Genomic DNA, 15,813 nt, shown 5'->3' with positions numbered 1-15,813 from the left:
CGAAGCCACCGCGCCCCAGGCCGACATGACCGGTGCTCAGGCCCAGGCGATCAGGCCGCAGGCCGATACGCCCACGCCGCAGGCCGAGACCCCCGCGCCTCAGGCCGAGGGGAACCCGGCCGAGACCGAGGTGCCCGGGAACATGGCGGCCCAGCTCGCGGAGCTCGCCGAGCGGCGCGGGTGGAACGGGCGGACCGCCTTTCACCAGGGGCACCGGGCCTGGACCCACGGGGAGGTGCACGACCTCGCGGCCCGTGCGGCCACCGTGCTCGCGGAGCACGGGGTGCGCCCCGGGGACCGTGTGCTGCTGGCGCTGCCCGACTCCCTCGCCTGGGTGACGGCGTTCCTCGCCACCGCCCGGCTCGGCGCCGTGGCGGTCCTGGTCAATCCCGAACTCCCCGCGGCCGACCACGTGTTCCTGGCCGAGGACACCGGGGCCCTGCTGTGTGTGACGGGCCCGGGCCTGGAGGAGCGGTTCGCCCGCCGGTCCTGCCTCGGAGCGGATCAGCTGATGGCGCTCGCCCCCGCCGCCGAGCCCGCGCCCGCCCACCAGGTCGACGCGCACGCCCCGCTCTACGTCCAGTACACCTCCGGCACCACGGGCCGCCCCAAGGGCGTCGTGCACACGCACGGCGATCCGCGGACGTACCACGACCTGGTGGGCCGGCGGGTGCTGCGGATCACCGCGGACGACGTCACGCTGTCGGTGTCGAAGCTGTACTTCGCGTACGGCTTCGGCAACGCCTTCGTCTTCCCGCTGTTCTCCGGTTCCGCCGCGGTGCTGGTGGACCGGCGTCCGACCCCGGCCGGCATCGACGAGCTGGTCGCCCGGCACCGGGTGACGCTGCTCTACTCCGTGCCGTCCGCCTACGCGGCGCTGGTCGCCGAGCGGGGCCACGGACACGAGGGCTGCTTCGCCTCGGTGCGGGCCGCGGTGTCGGCCGGCGAGGGGCTGCCGGACGGGCTCGCACGGCAGCTGACCGCGCTGCTCGGGGCGCCGGTGCTGGAGCAGATCGGCTCAACCGAGGCCGGTCACGCGTTCTGCGCCAACGGCTTCGCCCACGACCACCCGGGCACCGTCGGCCGTCCCGTGCCCGGCTTCGAGGTGGAGCTGCGGGACCGGGACGGGCACCCGGTGCCGGACGGCGAGGAGGGCGAGATGTGGGTGCGCGGGCCGACGGTCACGCCCGGCTATCTGAACCGGCCGGAGGAGACCGCGCGGACCCTGGTCGGCGGCTGGCTGGCCACCCACGACCGGGCGTGCCGCGAACCGGACGGCTCCTACCGGCATCTGGGCCGCGCCGACGACATGGAGATGGTGGGCGGCATCACCGTCTCCCCGCTGGAGGTGGAGGCCGTGCTGCGTGGCCATCCGGCGGTGCGGGAGGTGGCCGTCGCGGCGGTCGCGGACGGGCGGGGCGCGAGCCGGCTGCGGGCCTTCGTGGTGCCGGTCGCGTCCGTGCGGGACGGTCTGTCGGACGAGCTGACCGGCCTGGCGCGGGAGAGCCTCGCCGCCTTCAAGGTCCCCCGCAGCGTCAGCTTCGTCTCGTCGCTGCCGCGCACCCCGACCGGGAAGCTCCGCCGCCATCTGGTGCGCCGGGGCGCCTGGTGAACACCACGGAAAGGAACGGCCTCATGCGACAGTCGCAGGCCCAGCCCTTGTCCTTGCCCTCGCTCGCCGAGCGCGGCTTCTACCTGGGACCGGTCTTCCGGCGTGCGGCCGACCGGCACGGGGCCGTCTTCGTCACCCTGGACCGGCCGCTGGACGTCAACCCCTCCCTCGGGGTCGACCTGAGCTACACCGTGCTGGCCGACGTGGTCGAGGAACTGTCCGGCCGGCTGTGGGAGGCCGGGGTGCGGCCCTCGGAGCAGGTCGTCGTGCACAAGGCCGACAACGTCGACATCATGCTGCTGACCTGCGCCGCCTCCAGGATCGGTGCCGTGCCGGTGCTGCTGTCGCCCACGCTGGCCCCGCAGGTCGCCGGGCAGCTCCTCGCCCGGCTGCGCCGCCCCTGGCTGATCACCGACAGCGCCACCCTGGACGGTCTGAGGGACCTCGCCCTGTCCGGGCTCGTGCGGCGGACGCTCTCCGTGGACGACGCGCCCGGGGCGGAGCCCCTGGCGAAGTACTCCGGCGCCGAGCCGCCCCCGCCGGTCCGGCTGCACCCCCGCGAACCCGCCCTGATCACCCACAGCTCGGGCACCACCGGCGTCCCGAAGCTGGCCGTGCACTGCCCGCAGACCATGTGGAACCGGCTCGTGCCGCAGCAGGCGATGGGCTGGCCCACCCGGGGCGAACCGGCGGCGCTGCACATGTCGTTCGTGCACTCGCGCTTCTACCATCTGCTCGGCGTCCTGCTGCACTTCGGCAGCCCGCTCGTGCTGATCACCGACCCGGACCCGGCCGCGGTGGGCCCGCTGCTGGTGCGGCACCGGCCCGGGATCGTGGAGACACATCCCAACACGTTCGTGCTGTGGGAGGAACTGGCCGACGCGCCCGGGGCCCCGCTGTCCCGGGTCCGGTCGTACGGCTCCACGTTCGACGCGATCCACCCGCGCACCGTACGGCGGCTGCTGGGCGCGTCCCGGCGCCGTACGCCCTGGCTGATCCAGCTGTACGGGCAGAGCGAGACGGGCCCGGTGGCGTTCCAGGTGGTGACCCGGCGCGGTGCCGCCCGGGTGGACGGGCGCCGGGTCGGGATCGGGATACCCGGCTTCACCCGGGTCCGTGTCACCGACGCCGAGGGCAGACGGGTCGCGCCCGGCACGCCCGGCCGGATCGAGGCCCGCACCCGGGGCCGCATCCTCACCTACCTGGGCATGCCGGAGCGCTACGACCGTCAGCTCACCGACGGCTGGTGGGAGATGGGCGACATGGGCTACCGGAGCCGTCTGGGCGGGCTGTACCTGATCGACCGTGAGGTGGACCGGATCGACGCCGTGCACAGCAACCTGGAGGTCGAGGACGCGCTGATGTCCCGTCTTGAGGAGCTGCGCGAGGTCGTCATCGTGCCGGGCGCGGACCGCGAGCCGGTGCCGGTGGTGTGCGTGCGCGGCGAGCGCCCCCTGGACCCGGAGCGCTGGCGGCAGGCGACGGCGGGACTGCCGGCGATGGCCGAGCCGCGGCAGTGGCGGTTCGAGGAACTGCCGATGACCGCGACGTGGAAGGTGAAGCGGGTGGAGATCGCCCGGATGCTCACCGAGGGCGCTCGCACATGACCCCGGTCCTGGTGGCCGGTGCCGGGCCGGTGGGCCTGTCGGCGGCCCTCGCACTGCGGTCGCACGGCCTGCCGGTCACGCTGCTGGAGGCCGACCCCGAGGACCGGGAACGGCCCGGCAGCCGGGCCCTGTTCGTGCACCGGGAGACCCTGGGCCTGCTGGACGCGATGCTGCCCGGTCTCGCCGCCGAGATCACCTCGTACGGGCGGACCTGGCACACCCGGCGCACCCTCTACCGGGGGCGTGAGGTCTACGCCCGCACCTTCCCGCCGCCGTCCGGCCGGCCGCCCTTCACCAGCCTGCGCCAGACGGACACCGAACGGTTCCTGCGCGCGGCCTGCGAGGGCGCCGGGGTGGAGTTCGTGTGGGGCGCGCGCGTGGCGGGCGTGAGCACCTCGGAGTCGGAGGTCCGGCTGACGGGCGAGGACGGGCGGGTGTGGACGGGCGCGTACGCCGTGGCCGCCGACGGCGCCCGCTCGGCGGTCCGGCGCGAGCTGGGCATCGCCATGGAGGGCACGCACGGCGAGGGCTTCCACGTCGTGGTGGACGTCGCCGACGTGCCGGGCGCGGAGCTGCCGCTGGAGCGGGTCTTCCACTACGAGCATCCCGGCGTCGGCGGGCGCAGTGTGATGCGGGTGCCGTTCACCGGGGGCTTCCAGGTCGACCTGCAGTGCCGGGACGACGACGCGCAGGAGGAGTACGGCACCGAGGAGGCCGTACGGCGCTGGCTGCCCGGAGTCGTCGGGGACGGCTACGGCGAGCGGATCCTGTGGGTGTCGACGTACCGCTTCCTGCGCAAGGTGGCGGCCTCGTTCACCGATCCGCACGGGCGCGTGCTGCTGGCCGGGGAGGCGGCGCATCTCTTCCCGCCGTTCGGGGCACGCGGCATGAACAGCGGGATCGCGGACGCGGCGGCCGCCGCCGAGGCGATCGCCGCGGGGACCGTCGAGGCGGTCGGACACTTCGCCGAGGTGCGGTGGGCGGCGGGCCTGTTCAACAGCGCCGCCGCCGGTACGGCCCTGGACCATCTGCGGCCGCATCGCCGTATCGTCCGGGTCAGACAGCGGGCGGCGGCGGCCCTGGCGCCGGTGCTCCCGTGGTGCGGATCCTGGCTGGAGCACGCGCCGTACGGGCCACGGAACGGGGCGCCGGCCGTCGCGGGCCGCAAGTACTGAGGAGGAGCGGGTGGTGACACGACCGGCGGTGGCGGAAGGCGTGTGGACGTGGACGCCCGGCCGTGGCCTGGCCCCCGCCCCGGACCAGGAGGCCGGGGGGCGGCTGCTCGTCGCGGACTCGTGGCTGCTGCGCGAGGGCCGGGTGCGGGCCTACGCCCGGCACCGGGAGCGGTTCTCGCGGTCCTGCGTCGAGTGCGGCGGTCCGGAGCCGCGCCGGCTCGTCGCGTTCTGGCAGGACGTGACCGCCGCGCTGCCGCGTACGGGTGAGTGGTTCCCTCGGGTGGAACTCGCGGCGGGCTCCCTGGAGTTGCGGCTGCTGGTGCGTCCCGCCCCGCCGCTCGGCACGGAGATCCGGCTGTGGGCGGCGGGCCAGCCCGACCCGCGGACCGTGCCCCGGTGCAAGGGCCCGGACCTGGAGACCCTGGCCCGGGTGCGCCGCCGGGCCGCCGGCGAGGGCGCTGAGGAGGCACTGCTGATCGCGCCCTCGGGCACGGTGCTGGAGTCGGCCACCGCCAGCGTGCTGTGGTGGGAGGACGACACCCTGTGTCTGCCCCCGCCCGGGCTGCCGGTCCTGCCGGGTGTGACGGCCGGGCTGATCCAGGAGCGGGCGCTGCGGTCCGGGATCCGGATCGCGCACCGTGAGCGGACCGTGGCCGAGCTGGACGGCCGTGAGGTGTGGCTGGTGAACGCGCTGCACGGGATCCGGCCCGTGACGGACTGGACGGGACGCCCGATGCGGGTGCCTCCGGCGGAGCGGGCCGGGGAATGGCGGGGGTGGCTGGACGGCCTCATGGAGCCGCTGCCGAGCTGAATTCGCGGAAGAACAGAGGACATGACGACGCCGGGCCGAAGGAATTCGACCCGGCGTGATTTCCGCTGTTCTTTTTCAGCTCTTCGGAACCATACGCGTGGCTATCGCGATGCGGTTGTAGGCATTGATGACGGTGGCCGCCCAGATCAGCGCGGCGATCTGGTTCTCGTCGAACACCTCGGCCGCCTCGGCGTACACGGCGTCCGGGACGCGACCGTCGTGGACGAGGGTCACGGCCTCGGTCAGCGCCAGTGCGGCGCGCTCCCGCTCGGTGAAGAAAGGCGTCTCCCGCCAGGCGTTCAGGGTGTACAGGCGCTGTTCGGTCTCGCCCTGGGAGCGGGCGTCCTTGGTGTGCATGTCGAGGCAGAACGCGCAGCCGTTGATCTGCGAGGCGCGGATCCTGACCAGTTCGAGCAGTTCCGGTTCGACCTTGGCGTCCTGCGCCGCGGAAACGGCGGCGGAGTGCAGGGAACCCATTGCGGCGGAGACGTCCGGGGTGATTTTCTTCAGGGCGACGCGGGATAGGGAAGGGCTTTCACTCATGAGGTGACCATATCCTCAAGAGCGCATTACCGAAGGGGAATTCGCGCGATTATCCGGGCAGTACCGCACACAGCGCGTCCAGCGCCCCCGACCAGGCGTGGTCAGGTGGGGTCCCGTATCCGACGACCAGGGCGTCGACCGGAGCCGCCCGCGCGCCGGGGTGGGTGTAGCGGGCGAGTCCGTGGAGCGCGAGCCCCCGCCAGTGGGCTGCCTGGACCACCGACTGCTCGGTGCCGGGCGGCAGCCGCAGCAGGACGTGCAGACCGGCCGCGATGCCGGTGACCCGGGCCCCGGGAGCACGGGCCGCGACGGCGGCGACCAGGGCGTCACGGCGGCGGCGGTAGCGCAGGCGGGTCGCGCGCACATGGCGGTCGTAGGCCCCGGAGGCGAGGAACTCGGCCAGGGTCAGCTGGTCCAGCACCCCGCAGGTGTCGACGCCGCCCTTCGCCGCCGTGACCTCCTCGGCGAGACCCGGCGGCAGCACCGCCCAGGCCAGCCGCAGCCCGGGGGCGAGGGACTTGCTGGCGGTGCCCAGATAGATCACCCGGTCGGGGTCCAGGCCCTGGAGCGCCCCCACGGGCTGACGGTCGTAGCGGAACTCGCCGTCGTAGTCGTCCTCCAGCAACAGCCCGCCGGTGCTGCGCGCCCAGTCCACGACGGCCGCTCGGCGGTCGCGGTGCAGGGGCACGCCCATGGGGAACTGGTGGGCGGGGGTGAGGAGGATCGCGTCGGCGCCGGACAACTCGCCCGGGTCCGTGCCCAGTCGGTCGAAGGGCAGCGGGGTGGTGTCCAGGCCGGACGCGGCGAGGAGCCTCCCGTGCACGTCGAGCCCGTACGACTCGACCGCGACGGTCCGGGCCCCGCGCGCCCGCAGGACGGTGCCGAGCAGCTTCAGGCCGTGCGCGAACCCGGCGCACACCACGATCCGTTCGGGGTCGGCCCGTACGCCCCGGGCCCGGGAGAGGTAGCCGGCGAGCGCGGCCCGCAGCTCCGGGCGGCCCCGGGGGTCGCCGTAGTCCAGCGCGTCGTACGGGGCGGCGGTGAGGGCGCGGCGGGCGGCCTTGAGCCACTCCGCGCGCGGGAAGGACGCGAGGTCGGGGCTGCCGGGACGCAGGTCGTAGGCCGGGCGGGTGTGCGCGCGGGGGTGGGGGTGGGGCGCCGTACCGGCCGGCGGGGCGACCGTCCTCTCGGCGACCCGGGTTCCCGAGCCCTGCCGGGCGGTGAGCCAGCCCTCGGCGACCAGGTCGGCGTAGGCGTCGGCGACCGTGTTGCGGGCGATGCCCAGGTCGGCGGCGAGCGCGCGGGAGGAGGGCAGCCGGGTGCCGGGGGCGAGCCGGCCGGAGCGCACCGCCTCGCGCAGGGCGTCGGTCAGCCCCCGGCGCAGGCCCGGGCCGGTCGGCTCCACGTGCAGGTCGATGCCCAGAGTGGCCCATGGTTCCGCCATGGAAATGGACCATACTCCTGGGCTGCTTCCTTCCTAGGGTCGAGGGCATGACGACGCACACCGAGAACGCCACGACAGTGGAGTACGCCCCCGAGCGGCCCGCCCGCCTGGAGTGGGCCAAGCACGCGCCCGACGTCTACAAGGCGATGGTCCGGCTCGACACCGCCGCCCGGCAGGGCCTGGACCACACGCTGTACGAGCTTGTGAAGATCCGTGCCTCCCAGGTCAACCACTGCGCCTTCTGCCTCGACATGCACACCAAGGACGCCCTCGCGGCGGGCGAGAGCGTCGAGCGGATCGTGCAGCTCGGCGCGTGGGAGGAGTCGCGGCACTTCTACACCGAGAAGGAGCTCGCGGCGCTGGAGCTGACGGAGGCCGTGACCGTGCTGACGGACGGGTTCGTGCCGGACGAGGTGTACGAGCAGGCCGCCCGGCACTTCGAGGAGGCGGAGCTGGCGCAGCTGATCGCCGCGATCACGGTGATCAACGCCTGGAACCGGTTCGGCGTGACCTGCCGGATGGCGCCGGGGCACTACCAGCCCGGGCAGTACAAGTGATGGGCCGAACTCGTCGTGATCCGTGCCTCGCAGCTCAACCACTGCGCGTTCTGCCTCGACATGCATCTCGTGATCGCCCGCGAGTCCGGGGTGAGTGAGCAGCAGCTCGGCCTGGGCTGGTCGTCGCCATCAACAACTGGGACCGGGTGATGGTGAGCCGCCGGATCCCGCCGGGGGGTCACACGCCATGAGCAAGGCCGATGAGTTCCGCGCCCTGCACCACCACCGGGTGCCGGGTGATCCCCTCGTGCTGCCCGGCCCCTGGGACGCGGCCAGTGCGCGGGTGTTCGTGGAGGCGGGCTTCCCCGCGCTCGCCACGCCCAGCGCCGGAGTCGCCGCTTCCCTCGGGTACGAGGACGGGCAGACTCCGGTCGACGAGATGTTCGGCGCGGTCGCCCGGATCGTCCGGGCCGTCGACGTGCCGGTGTCGGCGGATGTCGAGGGCGGCTACGGACTCGCGCCGAAGGAGCTGGTGGAGCGGCTGCTGGAGACGGGGGCGGTGGGCTGCAATCTGGAGGACTCCGAGGACGGGGTGCTCAAGGACCCGCGTGCGCACGCCGACTGGCTGGCCGAGGTGCGGGAGGCAGCCGGTGAGCGGCTCTTCGTGAACGCGCGCGTGGACACCTTCTCCCGCGGGGTCCAGGATCCCGAACGGGCCATCGAGCGAGCCGCGTTGTACGTCGCCGCGGGCGCCGACTGCGTCTACCCGATCGGGGCCCCGACGGCGGTGCTGCCGCTGCTGCGGGCCGGGATCCAGGGGCCCGTCAATGTGGGGGCCGTACCGGGCGAAGGCCCCTCGCCCGCCGAACTCGGCGCGCGAGGGGCCACCCGGATCACCTTCGGGCCGCGACTCCAGCGGCAGGCCACCCTGGCCTTGCGGGAGATCGCCGGTCAGTTGACGTAGAGCAGGTCAGGACAGCCACTTCTTCCAGGTGGACTTGTGGCTGTCCACCCACTTCTTCGCCGCCTCCTCCGGGGTCATCTTCTTGTCGGCGATCAGCAGGGAGACCTCGTTCTGGTCCTCGGTCGTCCACTTGAACTTCTTCAGGAAGGCCGCCGCCTTGCCGCCGTTCTTGGCGAAGTCCGCGTTGAGGTACTTCTGCAGCGGCGTGTGCGGGTAGGCGCAGGCGACCTTCTCCAGGTCGGCGTCGCAGCCCTCCTTGTACTCCGGCAGCTTCACCTCGGTCATCGGGACCTTCTCGAACAGCCACTGCGGGGAGTACCAGTAGGTGAGGAAGGGCTTCTTCTCCTTGGCGAACTGCCTCATCTGGGTGATCTGCGCCGCCTCGGAGCCGGCGAACACCACCTGGTAGTCCAGCTTCAGGTTCTTCACCAGCGCCTTGTCGTTGGTGACATAGGACGGCGAACCGTCCATCAGCTGGCCCTTGCTGCCGCTCTCCGGGGTGCGGAACTGGTCGGCGTACTTGTTGAGGTTCTTCCAGTTCGTGATGTCCGGGTGCTTCTTGGCGAAGTACGTCGGGACGAACCAGCCGATGTGCCCGGTGACGCCGAGTCCGCCGCCGGGCGCGATCGTCTTCTTGTCCTTGACGTACCGCTGCTCCTGCTCGGGGTGGCCCCAGTCCTCCAGGAGCGCGTCGACACGGCCCTGGCTGAGCGCGTCCCAGGCGGGCACCTCGTCGACCTGGACGGTGTCGACGCGGTAGCCCAGCTCGTTCTCCAGGAGGTACTGGGCGACGGCCACGTTGGCCTGCGCGCCCACCCAGGACTGCACGGACAGGGTCACGGACTTGGCGCCCTGCGCGTTGGCGAAGGGCGAGGCCTGCTTGGTCATGTCGGCGGCGCCGCAGCCGGTGAGCAGCGCCAGGGAGCTGACGGTGGCGGCTATCGCCGTCGTACGGACTCGCATGTCAGGCTCCCTTCTTCGCGCGGCGTTCGGTGGGCTGGGTCACCCGGTCGAGCATCAGGCCGAGGCAGACGATCGCCGCGCCGGCCACCAGACCGGTCGCCAGGTCGCCCTGGGCGAGGCCGAAGACCACGTCGTAGCCGAGCGCGCCACCGCCGACCAGGCCGCCGATGACGACGACGGCGAGGACCAGGACGAGGCCCTGGTTGACGGCGAGCAGCAGCGCCGGGCGGGCCAGCGGGAGCTGGACCTGCCTCAGCTGCTGCCAGCTGGTCGCGCCGAGCGAGCTGGAGGACTCCAGCGCGGCGGGGTCGACCTGGCGCAGGCCCTGGGTGGTGATCCGGACGACGGCGGGCAGCGCGTACACGATCGCGGCGGCGACGGCCGGGGCGCGGCCGACGCCGAAGAGGGCGACGACCGGGATGAGGTACACGAACTGCGGCATGGTCTGGAACACGTCGAGGACGGGACGCAGCAGCCGCTCCAGGCGGTCGCTGCGGGCCGCCGCGATGCCGATGGCGAAGCCGAGGACGAGGGTGACGGCGACGGCGGCGAGGACCTGCGACAGGGTGTCGAGGGACGGCTTCCAGACGCCGAGCGCGCCGATCGCGGCCATGGCGAGGACGGCGGTGAGCGCGGTGCGCCAGGTGCCGATCACCCAGGCCAGGGCGGCGACGACCAGCAGGACCGACCACCAGGGCAGCCCCTGCAGGCCGTCGCGCACCGGGTCGAGGACCCAGGTGGTGAAGTGGCCCGCCCAGTCGGCGGTGCCGCCGATGACGGGGACGCCCGAGTACAGGTGCGCGATCATCCAGTCGACCGCGCGGTTGACGGGCTCGGCGATGCCGACGACCCACGACTCGGGCCAGTCGAGCCGGCCCGCGAGACGCCCGGCGACCGCCACGGCGGCGAAGGCGACCAGGGCGTAGAGCCAGCCGAGTCCGCGCCGGGGCTCCGGTTCGGCGCCGAGCCGCTCCCCCGCCGCGCCCGTGACGCGGTCCAGGACGACGGCGAGCAGCACGATCGGGATACCGGCGGCGAGCGCGGCACCGACGTCGACGGAGGCGAGCGCCTGGTAGACGCGGTCACCGAGACCGCCCGCGCCGATGACGGCCGCGATGACGGCCATGGACAGCGCCATCATGATCGTCTGGTTGAGGCCGAGGAGGAGTTCCTTGCGGGCCAGCGGGAGCCGGGCGGTCAGCAGCCGCTGGCGTGCGGTGGAGCCGAGCGACTCGACGGCCTCCAGCACGCCCTTGTCGACGCCGCGCAGACCGAGCGAGGTCAGCCGGGCCATGGGCGGGGCGGCGTAGATGACGGTGGCCAGGACGGCCGCCGGGACGCCGATGCCGAAGACCAGCACGACCGGCAGCAGATAGGCGAAGGCGGGGAGCACCTGCATGGTGTCCAGGACCGGGCGCAGCACGCGGTCCATCCGGTCGGACAGTCCGGCGGCGAGCCCGAGCAGCGCGCCCACCAGGACCGACGCGAGGACCGCGACGACCATCAGGGCGAGCGTCTGCATGGTCGGCACCCACATGCCGAGCAGGCCGCAGGCGAGGAACGCGACGCCCGTGCCGAGCGCGAGCCGGATGCCCGCGACGCGCCAGGCGACCAGCGCGCCCAGGGCCGTGACGCCCGCCCAGCCGACGGCCAGGAGGCCGAGGTAGACGGCCCGTACGGCGATGACGACGACGTTGCTGACGTGGCCGAAGAAGTAGAGGAACAGCGGGTGGCTGTCGCGGTTGTCGATGATCCAGTCGCTGGCCTTGGCGAGCGGCTCGGAGAAGTCGACGGTCAGTGCGGTGGGCCAGCTGCCGCTCGCCCAGCGGGCGTTGGCCAGCGGCACGAGGATCGCGGCGGCCAGGGCGAGGAGCAGCAGCTTGTGCACGGCCCGGTGCTTGAGGAGGCCGGGCAGGCCGACCCGGGGCGGGTTCGCGGTGATGGTCGCCATCACACCGCCTCCTTGGACTTCTCCGTCCCGGGCGGAGCTGGCTGCTCCGTGCCGGCGACGACACCGAGCAGCGTGTCGGAGTCGACCATGCCCACGCACCGGCCGTCGTCCACGACCCGGGCCGGAGCGCCGGCGCGGGCGACCGCCTCGATCGCCTCGGAGACCGTCGCGTCGGGCCGGACGGCCGGGCCGCTGCCGTCCATGTCCGCCGACGGGTTGCGCATGGCCGTGCGGACGGTGAGGACCTGCTCGCGCGGGACGTCCCGGACGAACTCGCGGACGTAGTCGTCGGCGGGCGAGCCCACGATCTCCTCGGGCGTGCCGAGCTGGACGACCCGGCCGCCGCGCATCAGGGCGATGCGGTCGCCCAGCTTGAGGGCCTCCTGGAGGTCGTGCGTGATGAAGACCATCGTGCGGCCTTCCTCGCGGTGCAGCCGGACCACTTCCTCCTGCATCTCCCGCCGGATGAGCGGGTCGAGCGCGCTGAACGGCTCGTCGAAGAGGAGGACCTCGGGGTCGACGGCGAGTGCGCGGGCGAGGCCCACGCGCTGCTGCTGGCCGCCGGAGAGCTGGCTGGGGCGGCGGTGCTCCATGCCGTCCAGGCCGACCTTGGCGACGACCTCGGCGGCCCGCTCACGCCGCTCGGCCTTGCCGACGCCCTGGATCTCCAGGCCGTAGGCGACGTTGTCGAGGACCGTGCGGTGCGGCAGCAGGCCGAAGTGCTGGAAGACCATGGCGGCTCGGTGGCGGCGCAGTTCGCGCAGCCGGGAGCGGTCCATGGCGCGGACGTCCTCGCCGTCGATGGCGATGGTGCCTGCCGTCGGCTCGATGAGCCGGGTCAGACAGCGCACCAGCGTGGACTTGCCGGAGCCGGACAGGCCCATGACGACGAAGACCTCGCCCTTGCGGACATCGAAGCTGACGTCGCGGACGGCGGCCGTGCAGCCGGTGCGCGAGCGCAGCTCGTCGGCGTCGAGGGCGGTGAGCTCGGGGTCGGCGGGGACGCGCTCGGCCTTGGGGCCGAACACCTTCCACAGGCCCTCCACCGAGAAGACGGGGGTGGTGTCCATGCGCTGCTCCTCCGTGGGGGGTTCGAGGGTCGGGATCTCGGTCACCGGTCACCACCACCGATCAGCTCGGCGGCCTTCTCCCCGACCATGAGCACGCCGATCATCGGGTTCACGGTGGTCATGGTGGGGAACACGGAGGCGTCGGCGATGCGGATGCCCTCAAGGCCGCGGACGCGCAGCTCGGGGTCGACGACGGCGAGCCGGTCGTCGGCGTCGCCCATCTTGCAGGTGCCCGCGGGGTGGTAGACGGTGTGCGCGACCTTGCGGGCGTACTCGCTGATCTCCGCGTCGTCGGTCACGTGCGGGCCGGGCGCCACCTCGCGCTTGAGCCAGCCGGCCAGCGGCTCGGTCTTCGCGATCTCACGGGCGATCTTGATGCCGTCGACGAGGGTCTGACCGTCGTAGTCGTCCTCGTCGGTGAAGTAGCGGAAGTCCAGGGCCGGCTTGACCTCGGGGTCGGCGCTGGTCAGGTAGAGCCGGCCGCGGCTCTTGGGCTTCGGGATGTTCGGGGTCATCGAGACGCCGAACTCGGGCCGCTGGTAGCCCAGTCGCTCCGGGTTGTCCGTGAACGGGATCTGGTAGAAGTGGAACATCAGGTCGGGGTGCGGCTGTTCGGGGTCCCGGCGCACGAACAGGCCCGCGTCGGAGTCCATCGCGGAGTTCTCCGGGATGGGGCCGTTCGTCTCCCACACGATGACCGACTCGGGGTGGTCGAGCAGGTTCTCGCCGATGCCCGGCAGGTCGTGCGTCACGGGTATGCCGAGCTTCTCCAGGTCCGCCTTCGGGCCGATGCCGGAGTGCATCAGCAGCCGGGGCGAGTCGACCGCGCCGGCACAGAGCAGGACCTCGTTGCGTGCCTTGACGAGGATCTCCTCGCCGTCCTTGGTGCGGACGTGCACGCCCTCGGCGCGGTTGCCGTCCAGCTCCAGCTTGTACGCCCAGGTCTCCAGCAGGATCGTCAGGTTGGGCCGCTCGTCCATCACCGGGTGCAGATACGCCACCGACGCCGAGGAACGCTTGTTGTTCTCCGGGTGGTAGGCGAGGTCGAAGAAGCCGACGCCCTCGGTGAACGGCTTCTTGTTGAAGCCCTCCACGCGCGGCACGTTCAGCGCCGCCTGGGCCGCGTCGACGAAGTCGCGGGCGATGGCGTTCCGGTCCTTCTCGTCGACCGGGACGACGTTGTTGAGCAGCCGCGCGAAGTACGCCTCCATCTGCACCGCGCCCCAGCCCTTGGCGCCGGCGGCCTCCCACTCGTCCCAGTCGGCCGGCAGCGGCTTGAAGGCGATCAGGGTGTTGTGCGAGGAGCAGCCGCCGAGCACGCGGGCGCGGCTGTGCCGGATATGCGAGTTTCCGCGTGGCTGCTCGGTGGTCGGGTAGTCGTAGTCGAGCTCGCCGCCCAGCAGGCCCATCCAGCGGCGCAGGGTCAGCACGTCGTCGCGGCCGACGTCGCTGGGGCCGCCCTCGATGACGGCGACGGTCACGTCGGGGTTCTCGGTCAGGCGGGAGGCAATGACGGAACCTGCGGTTCCGCCGCCTATCACGACATAGTCGTACTCGTGACTGGTGTGGGACATGGCGTACTTGCTCCAGAGGGGATGAACCAGCGGGGACGAAGAGGTCGGGTCCGAAGGGTGAGGGAGGGTCAGCCCGCGAACCAGCGCACCGGCTTCGGAGCGAGGTTCTGGTAGACGTGCTTGGTCTCTCGGTACTCGGCGAGTCCGGCCGGGCCGAGCTCCCGGCCCACTCCGCTCTTGCCGAAACCGCCCCACTCCGCCTGCGGCAGGTAGGGGTGGAAGTCGTTGATCCAGATCGTGCCGTGCCGCAGCCGGCCGGCCACGCGCCGGGCGCGGCCCGCGTCGGAGGTCCAGACACCGCCGGCGAGGCCGTACTCGGTGTCGTTGGCGAGGGTGACGGCCTCGTCCTCGGTGCGGAAGGTCTCGACGGTGAGGACCGGTCCGAAGACCTCCTCCCGGATGACACGCATCTCGCGGTGGCAGTGGTCGAGGACGGTCGGCTCGTAGAAGTAGCCGTTCTCGGGGCGCTGCGGGGACGGCTCGGGGCGCTTGCCGCCGGAGCGCAGCACCGCGCCCTCCTTGAGGGCGGACTCGACGTACATCTCGACCTTGGCGCGCTGCTGCTCGGAGACCAGCGGGCCGCACTCGACGCCGTCCTCGGTGCCGCGGCCGAGGCGGATCTTCTCGGCGCGCCGGGCCAGTTCGGCGATGAAGCGGTCCCGGACCGACTCCTCGATGATGAGGCGGGCGCCGGCCGAGCAGACCTGGCCGCTGTGGATGAAGGCGGCGTTGAGGGCCTGGTCGACGGCGGTGTCGAAGCCCTCCTCGGTGGCGCAGGCGTCGGCGAAGACCACGTTGGGGTTCTTGCCGCCGAGTTCGAGGGCGACCTTCTTGACGCCGGGCGCGGCGGCCTGGGCGACCTTGGTGCCGCTGATCAGACCGCCGGTGAAGGAGACCAGGTCGACGTCGGGGTGCTCGGAGAGCCGCGCGCCGACCGAATGACCCGGCCCGGTGACGATGTTGGCGACGCCGGCGGGCAGCCCGGCCTCGACCAGCAGCTCGATGACCGCGATCGTCGTCATCGGCGTGATCTCGCTCGGCTTGATGACGAAGGTGTTGCCCGCCGCGAGCGCCGGGGCGATCTTCCAGCTGGCCTGCAGCAGCGGGTAGTTCCAGGGCGTGATCATCGCGCAGACGCCGATGGGCTCGTGCACGACGACGCTGTGGATCTCGGGCGAGCCCGCGTCCACGACCCGGCCGGGGGCCTCGCCCGCGACCAGGTCGGCGAAGTAGCGGAAGGCGTCGGCGACACAGTCGATGTCGACGCGGCCCTCCTCGACGGTCTTGCCCGCGTCCTGGGCCTCCAGCCGCCCCAGCTCCTCGCGGTCGCGCACCAGCAGGTCGGCGACGCGCCTCAGCAGCGCGGCGCGCTCGGTGACGGGCGTGCGGGGCCAGTCGCCCTCGTCGAAGGCGCGCCGGGCGGCGGCGATCGCCAGGTCGGTGTCTTTCTCGTCGCCCTCCGCGACCACGGCGAACGGCTGGGCGTCCGCGGGGTCGAGGATCTCGCGGGTGGCACCGGAGACGGCGGCACGCCACTCCCCTCCCGCGTGGATGGTGCTGCGCGCCTGAAGTACGTTGCTTTCCGCCATGACCGCTTTCGCC

General features: G+C 72.8%; 14 protein-coding genes. 7 read left to right on the top strand and 7 right to left on the bottom strand.

The window, feature by feature from the left end:
• Positions 1 to 142: 142 nt before the first annotated feature.
• Genes ACZ6I3_RS23925 through ACZ6I3_RS23910 form a run of 4 tightly spaced genes read left to right on the top strand, consistent with a single transcriptional unit; the run spans position 143 to position 5,205 of the window.
• On the top strand, positions 143 to 1,612 hold the full coding sequence (locus ACZ6I3_RS23925) for an AMP-binding protein (protein ID WP_469417303.1): 1,470 nt from the start codon (positions 143 to 145) through the stop codon (positions 1,610 to 1,612).
• A gap of 23 nt (positions 1,613 to 1,635) precedes the next feature.
• On the top strand, positions 1,636 to 3,219 hold the full coding sequence (locus ACZ6I3_RS23920; RefSeq protein WP_469417196.1) for a class I adenylate-forming enzyme family protein: 1,584 nt from the start codon (positions 1,636 to 1,638) through the stop codon (positions 3,217 to 3,219).
• Complete coding sequence (locus ACZ6I3_RS23915; RefSeq protein ID WP_469417194.1) at positions 3,216 to 4,394, top strand: FAD-dependent monooxygenase; 1,179 nt, start codon at positions 3,216 to 3,218, stop codon at positions 4,392 to 4,394. Before ACZ6I3_RS23920 ends, ACZ6I3_RS23915 begins: the two co-directional genes overlap by 4 nt.
• Positions 4,395 to 4,407: 13 nt before the next feature.
• Positions 4,408 to 5,205, top strand: a complete 798-nt coding sequence (locus ACZ6I3_RS23910; RefSeq protein WP_469417192.1) for an aminotransferase class IV — start codon at positions 4,408 to 4,410, stop codon at positions 5,203 to 5,205.
• Between the two features lie 75 nt (positions 5,206 to 5,280).
• Here ACZ6I3_RS23910 and ACZ6I3_RS23905 read toward each other — a convergent pair whose 3' ends face one another.
• On the bottom strand, positions 5,281 to 5,748 hold the full coding sequence (locus ACZ6I3_RS23905) for a carboxymuconolactone decarboxylase family protein (protein ID WP_469417191.1): 468 nt from the start codon (positions 5,746 to 5,748) through the stop codon (positions 5,281 to 5,283).
• Between the two features lie 49 nt (positions 5,749 to 5,797).
• On the bottom strand, positions 5,798 to 7,192 hold the full coding sequence (gene pdxR / locus ACZ6I3_RS23900) for a MocR-like pyridoxine biosynthesis transcription factor PdxR (protein WP_469417189.1): 1,395 nt from the start codon (positions 7,190 to 7,192) through the stop codon (positions 5,798 to 5,800).
• Positions 7,193 to 7,239: 47 nt separating this feature from the next.
• On the opposite strand from pdxR, the gene ACZ6I3_RS23895 reads away from it, so the two are divergent.
• The 3 genes from ACZ6I3_RS23895 to ACZ6I3_RS23885 are packed head-to-tail and all read left to right on the top strand — an operon-like array spanning position 7,240 to position 8,653.
• Entirely contained in the window at positions 7,240 to 7,749 is a 510-nt protein-coding gene (locus ACZ6I3_RS23895; RefSeq protein WP_469417188.1) for a carboxymuconolactone decarboxylase family protein, read from the top strand.
• Positions 7,750 to 7,764: 15 nt separating this feature from the next.
• Positions 7,765 to 7,899 (top strand): carboxymuconolactone decarboxylase family protein, encoded by a 135-nt coding sequence (locus ACZ6I3_RS23890; RefSeq protein WP_469417186.1) that lies wholly within the window; start codon positions 7,765 to 7,767, stop codon positions 7,897 to 7,899.
• Between the two features lie 37 nt (positions 7,900 to 7,936).
• A complete protein-coding gene (locus ACZ6I3_RS23885; protein WP_469417184.1) occupies positions 7,937 to 8,653 on the top strand; it encodes an isocitrate lyase/PEP mutase family protein in 717 nt (238 codons plus the stop codon).
• 6 nt (positions 8,654 to 8,659) lie between these two features.
• On the opposite strand, the gene ACZ6I3_RS23880 is transcribed toward ACZ6I3_RS23885, so the two are convergent.
• The 5 genes from ACZ6I3_RS23880 to ACZ6I3_RS23860 all read right to left on the bottom strand — a co-directional run bounded on the left by ACZ6I3_RS23880 (position 8,660) and on the right by ACZ6I3_RS23860 (position 15,800).
• Positions 8,660 to 9,616: an ABC transporter substrate-binding protein gene (locus tag ACZ6I3_RS23880; protein ID WP_469417183.1), complete on the bottom strand. Its 957-nt coding sequence runs from the start codon at positions 9,614 to 9,616 to the stop codon at positions 8,660 to 8,662.
• A gap of 1 nt (position 9,617) precedes the next feature.
• Positions 9,618 to 11,567 (bottom strand): ABC transporter permease, encoded by a 1,950-nt coding sequence (locus ACZ6I3_RS23875; RefSeq protein WP_469417181.1) that lies wholly within the window; start codon positions 11,565 to 11,567, stop codon positions 9,618 to 9,620.
• Positions 11,567 to 12,637: a quaternary amine ABC transporter ATP-binding protein gene (locus ACZ6I3_RS23870; RefSeq protein ID WP_469417301.1), complete on the bottom strand. Its 1,071-nt coding sequence runs from the start codon at positions 12,635 to 12,637 to the stop codon at positions 11,567 to 11,569. Before ACZ6I3_RS23870 ends, ACZ6I3_RS23875 begins: the two co-directional genes overlap by 1 nt.
• A gap of 41 nt (positions 12,638 to 12,678) precedes the next feature.
• Positions 12,679 to 14,211, bottom strand: coding sequence for a GMC family oxidoreductase (locus ACZ6I3_RS23865; RefSeq protein WP_215119233.1), 1,533 nt, complete (start codon positions 14,209 to 14,211; stop codon positions 12,679 to 12,681).
• Between the two features lie 68 nt (positions 14,212 to 14,279).
• Positions 14,280 to 15,800 carry an aldehyde dehydrogenase family protein gene (locus ACZ6I3_RS23860; RefSeq protein WP_469417180.1) on the bottom strand — a complete coding sequence of 507 codons (1,521 nt, stop codon included), beginning with the start codon at positions 15,798 to 15,800 and terminating at the stop codon, positions 14,280 to 14,282.
• Positions 15,801 to 15,813: the final 13 nt, after the last annotated feature.

Source organism: Streptomyces sp. NPDC041940 (genome assembly GCF_055589465.1).
The sequence above is the reverse complement of the archived record's forward strand: the minus strand, read 5'-3'. Positions and strand labels throughout refer to the sequence as shown.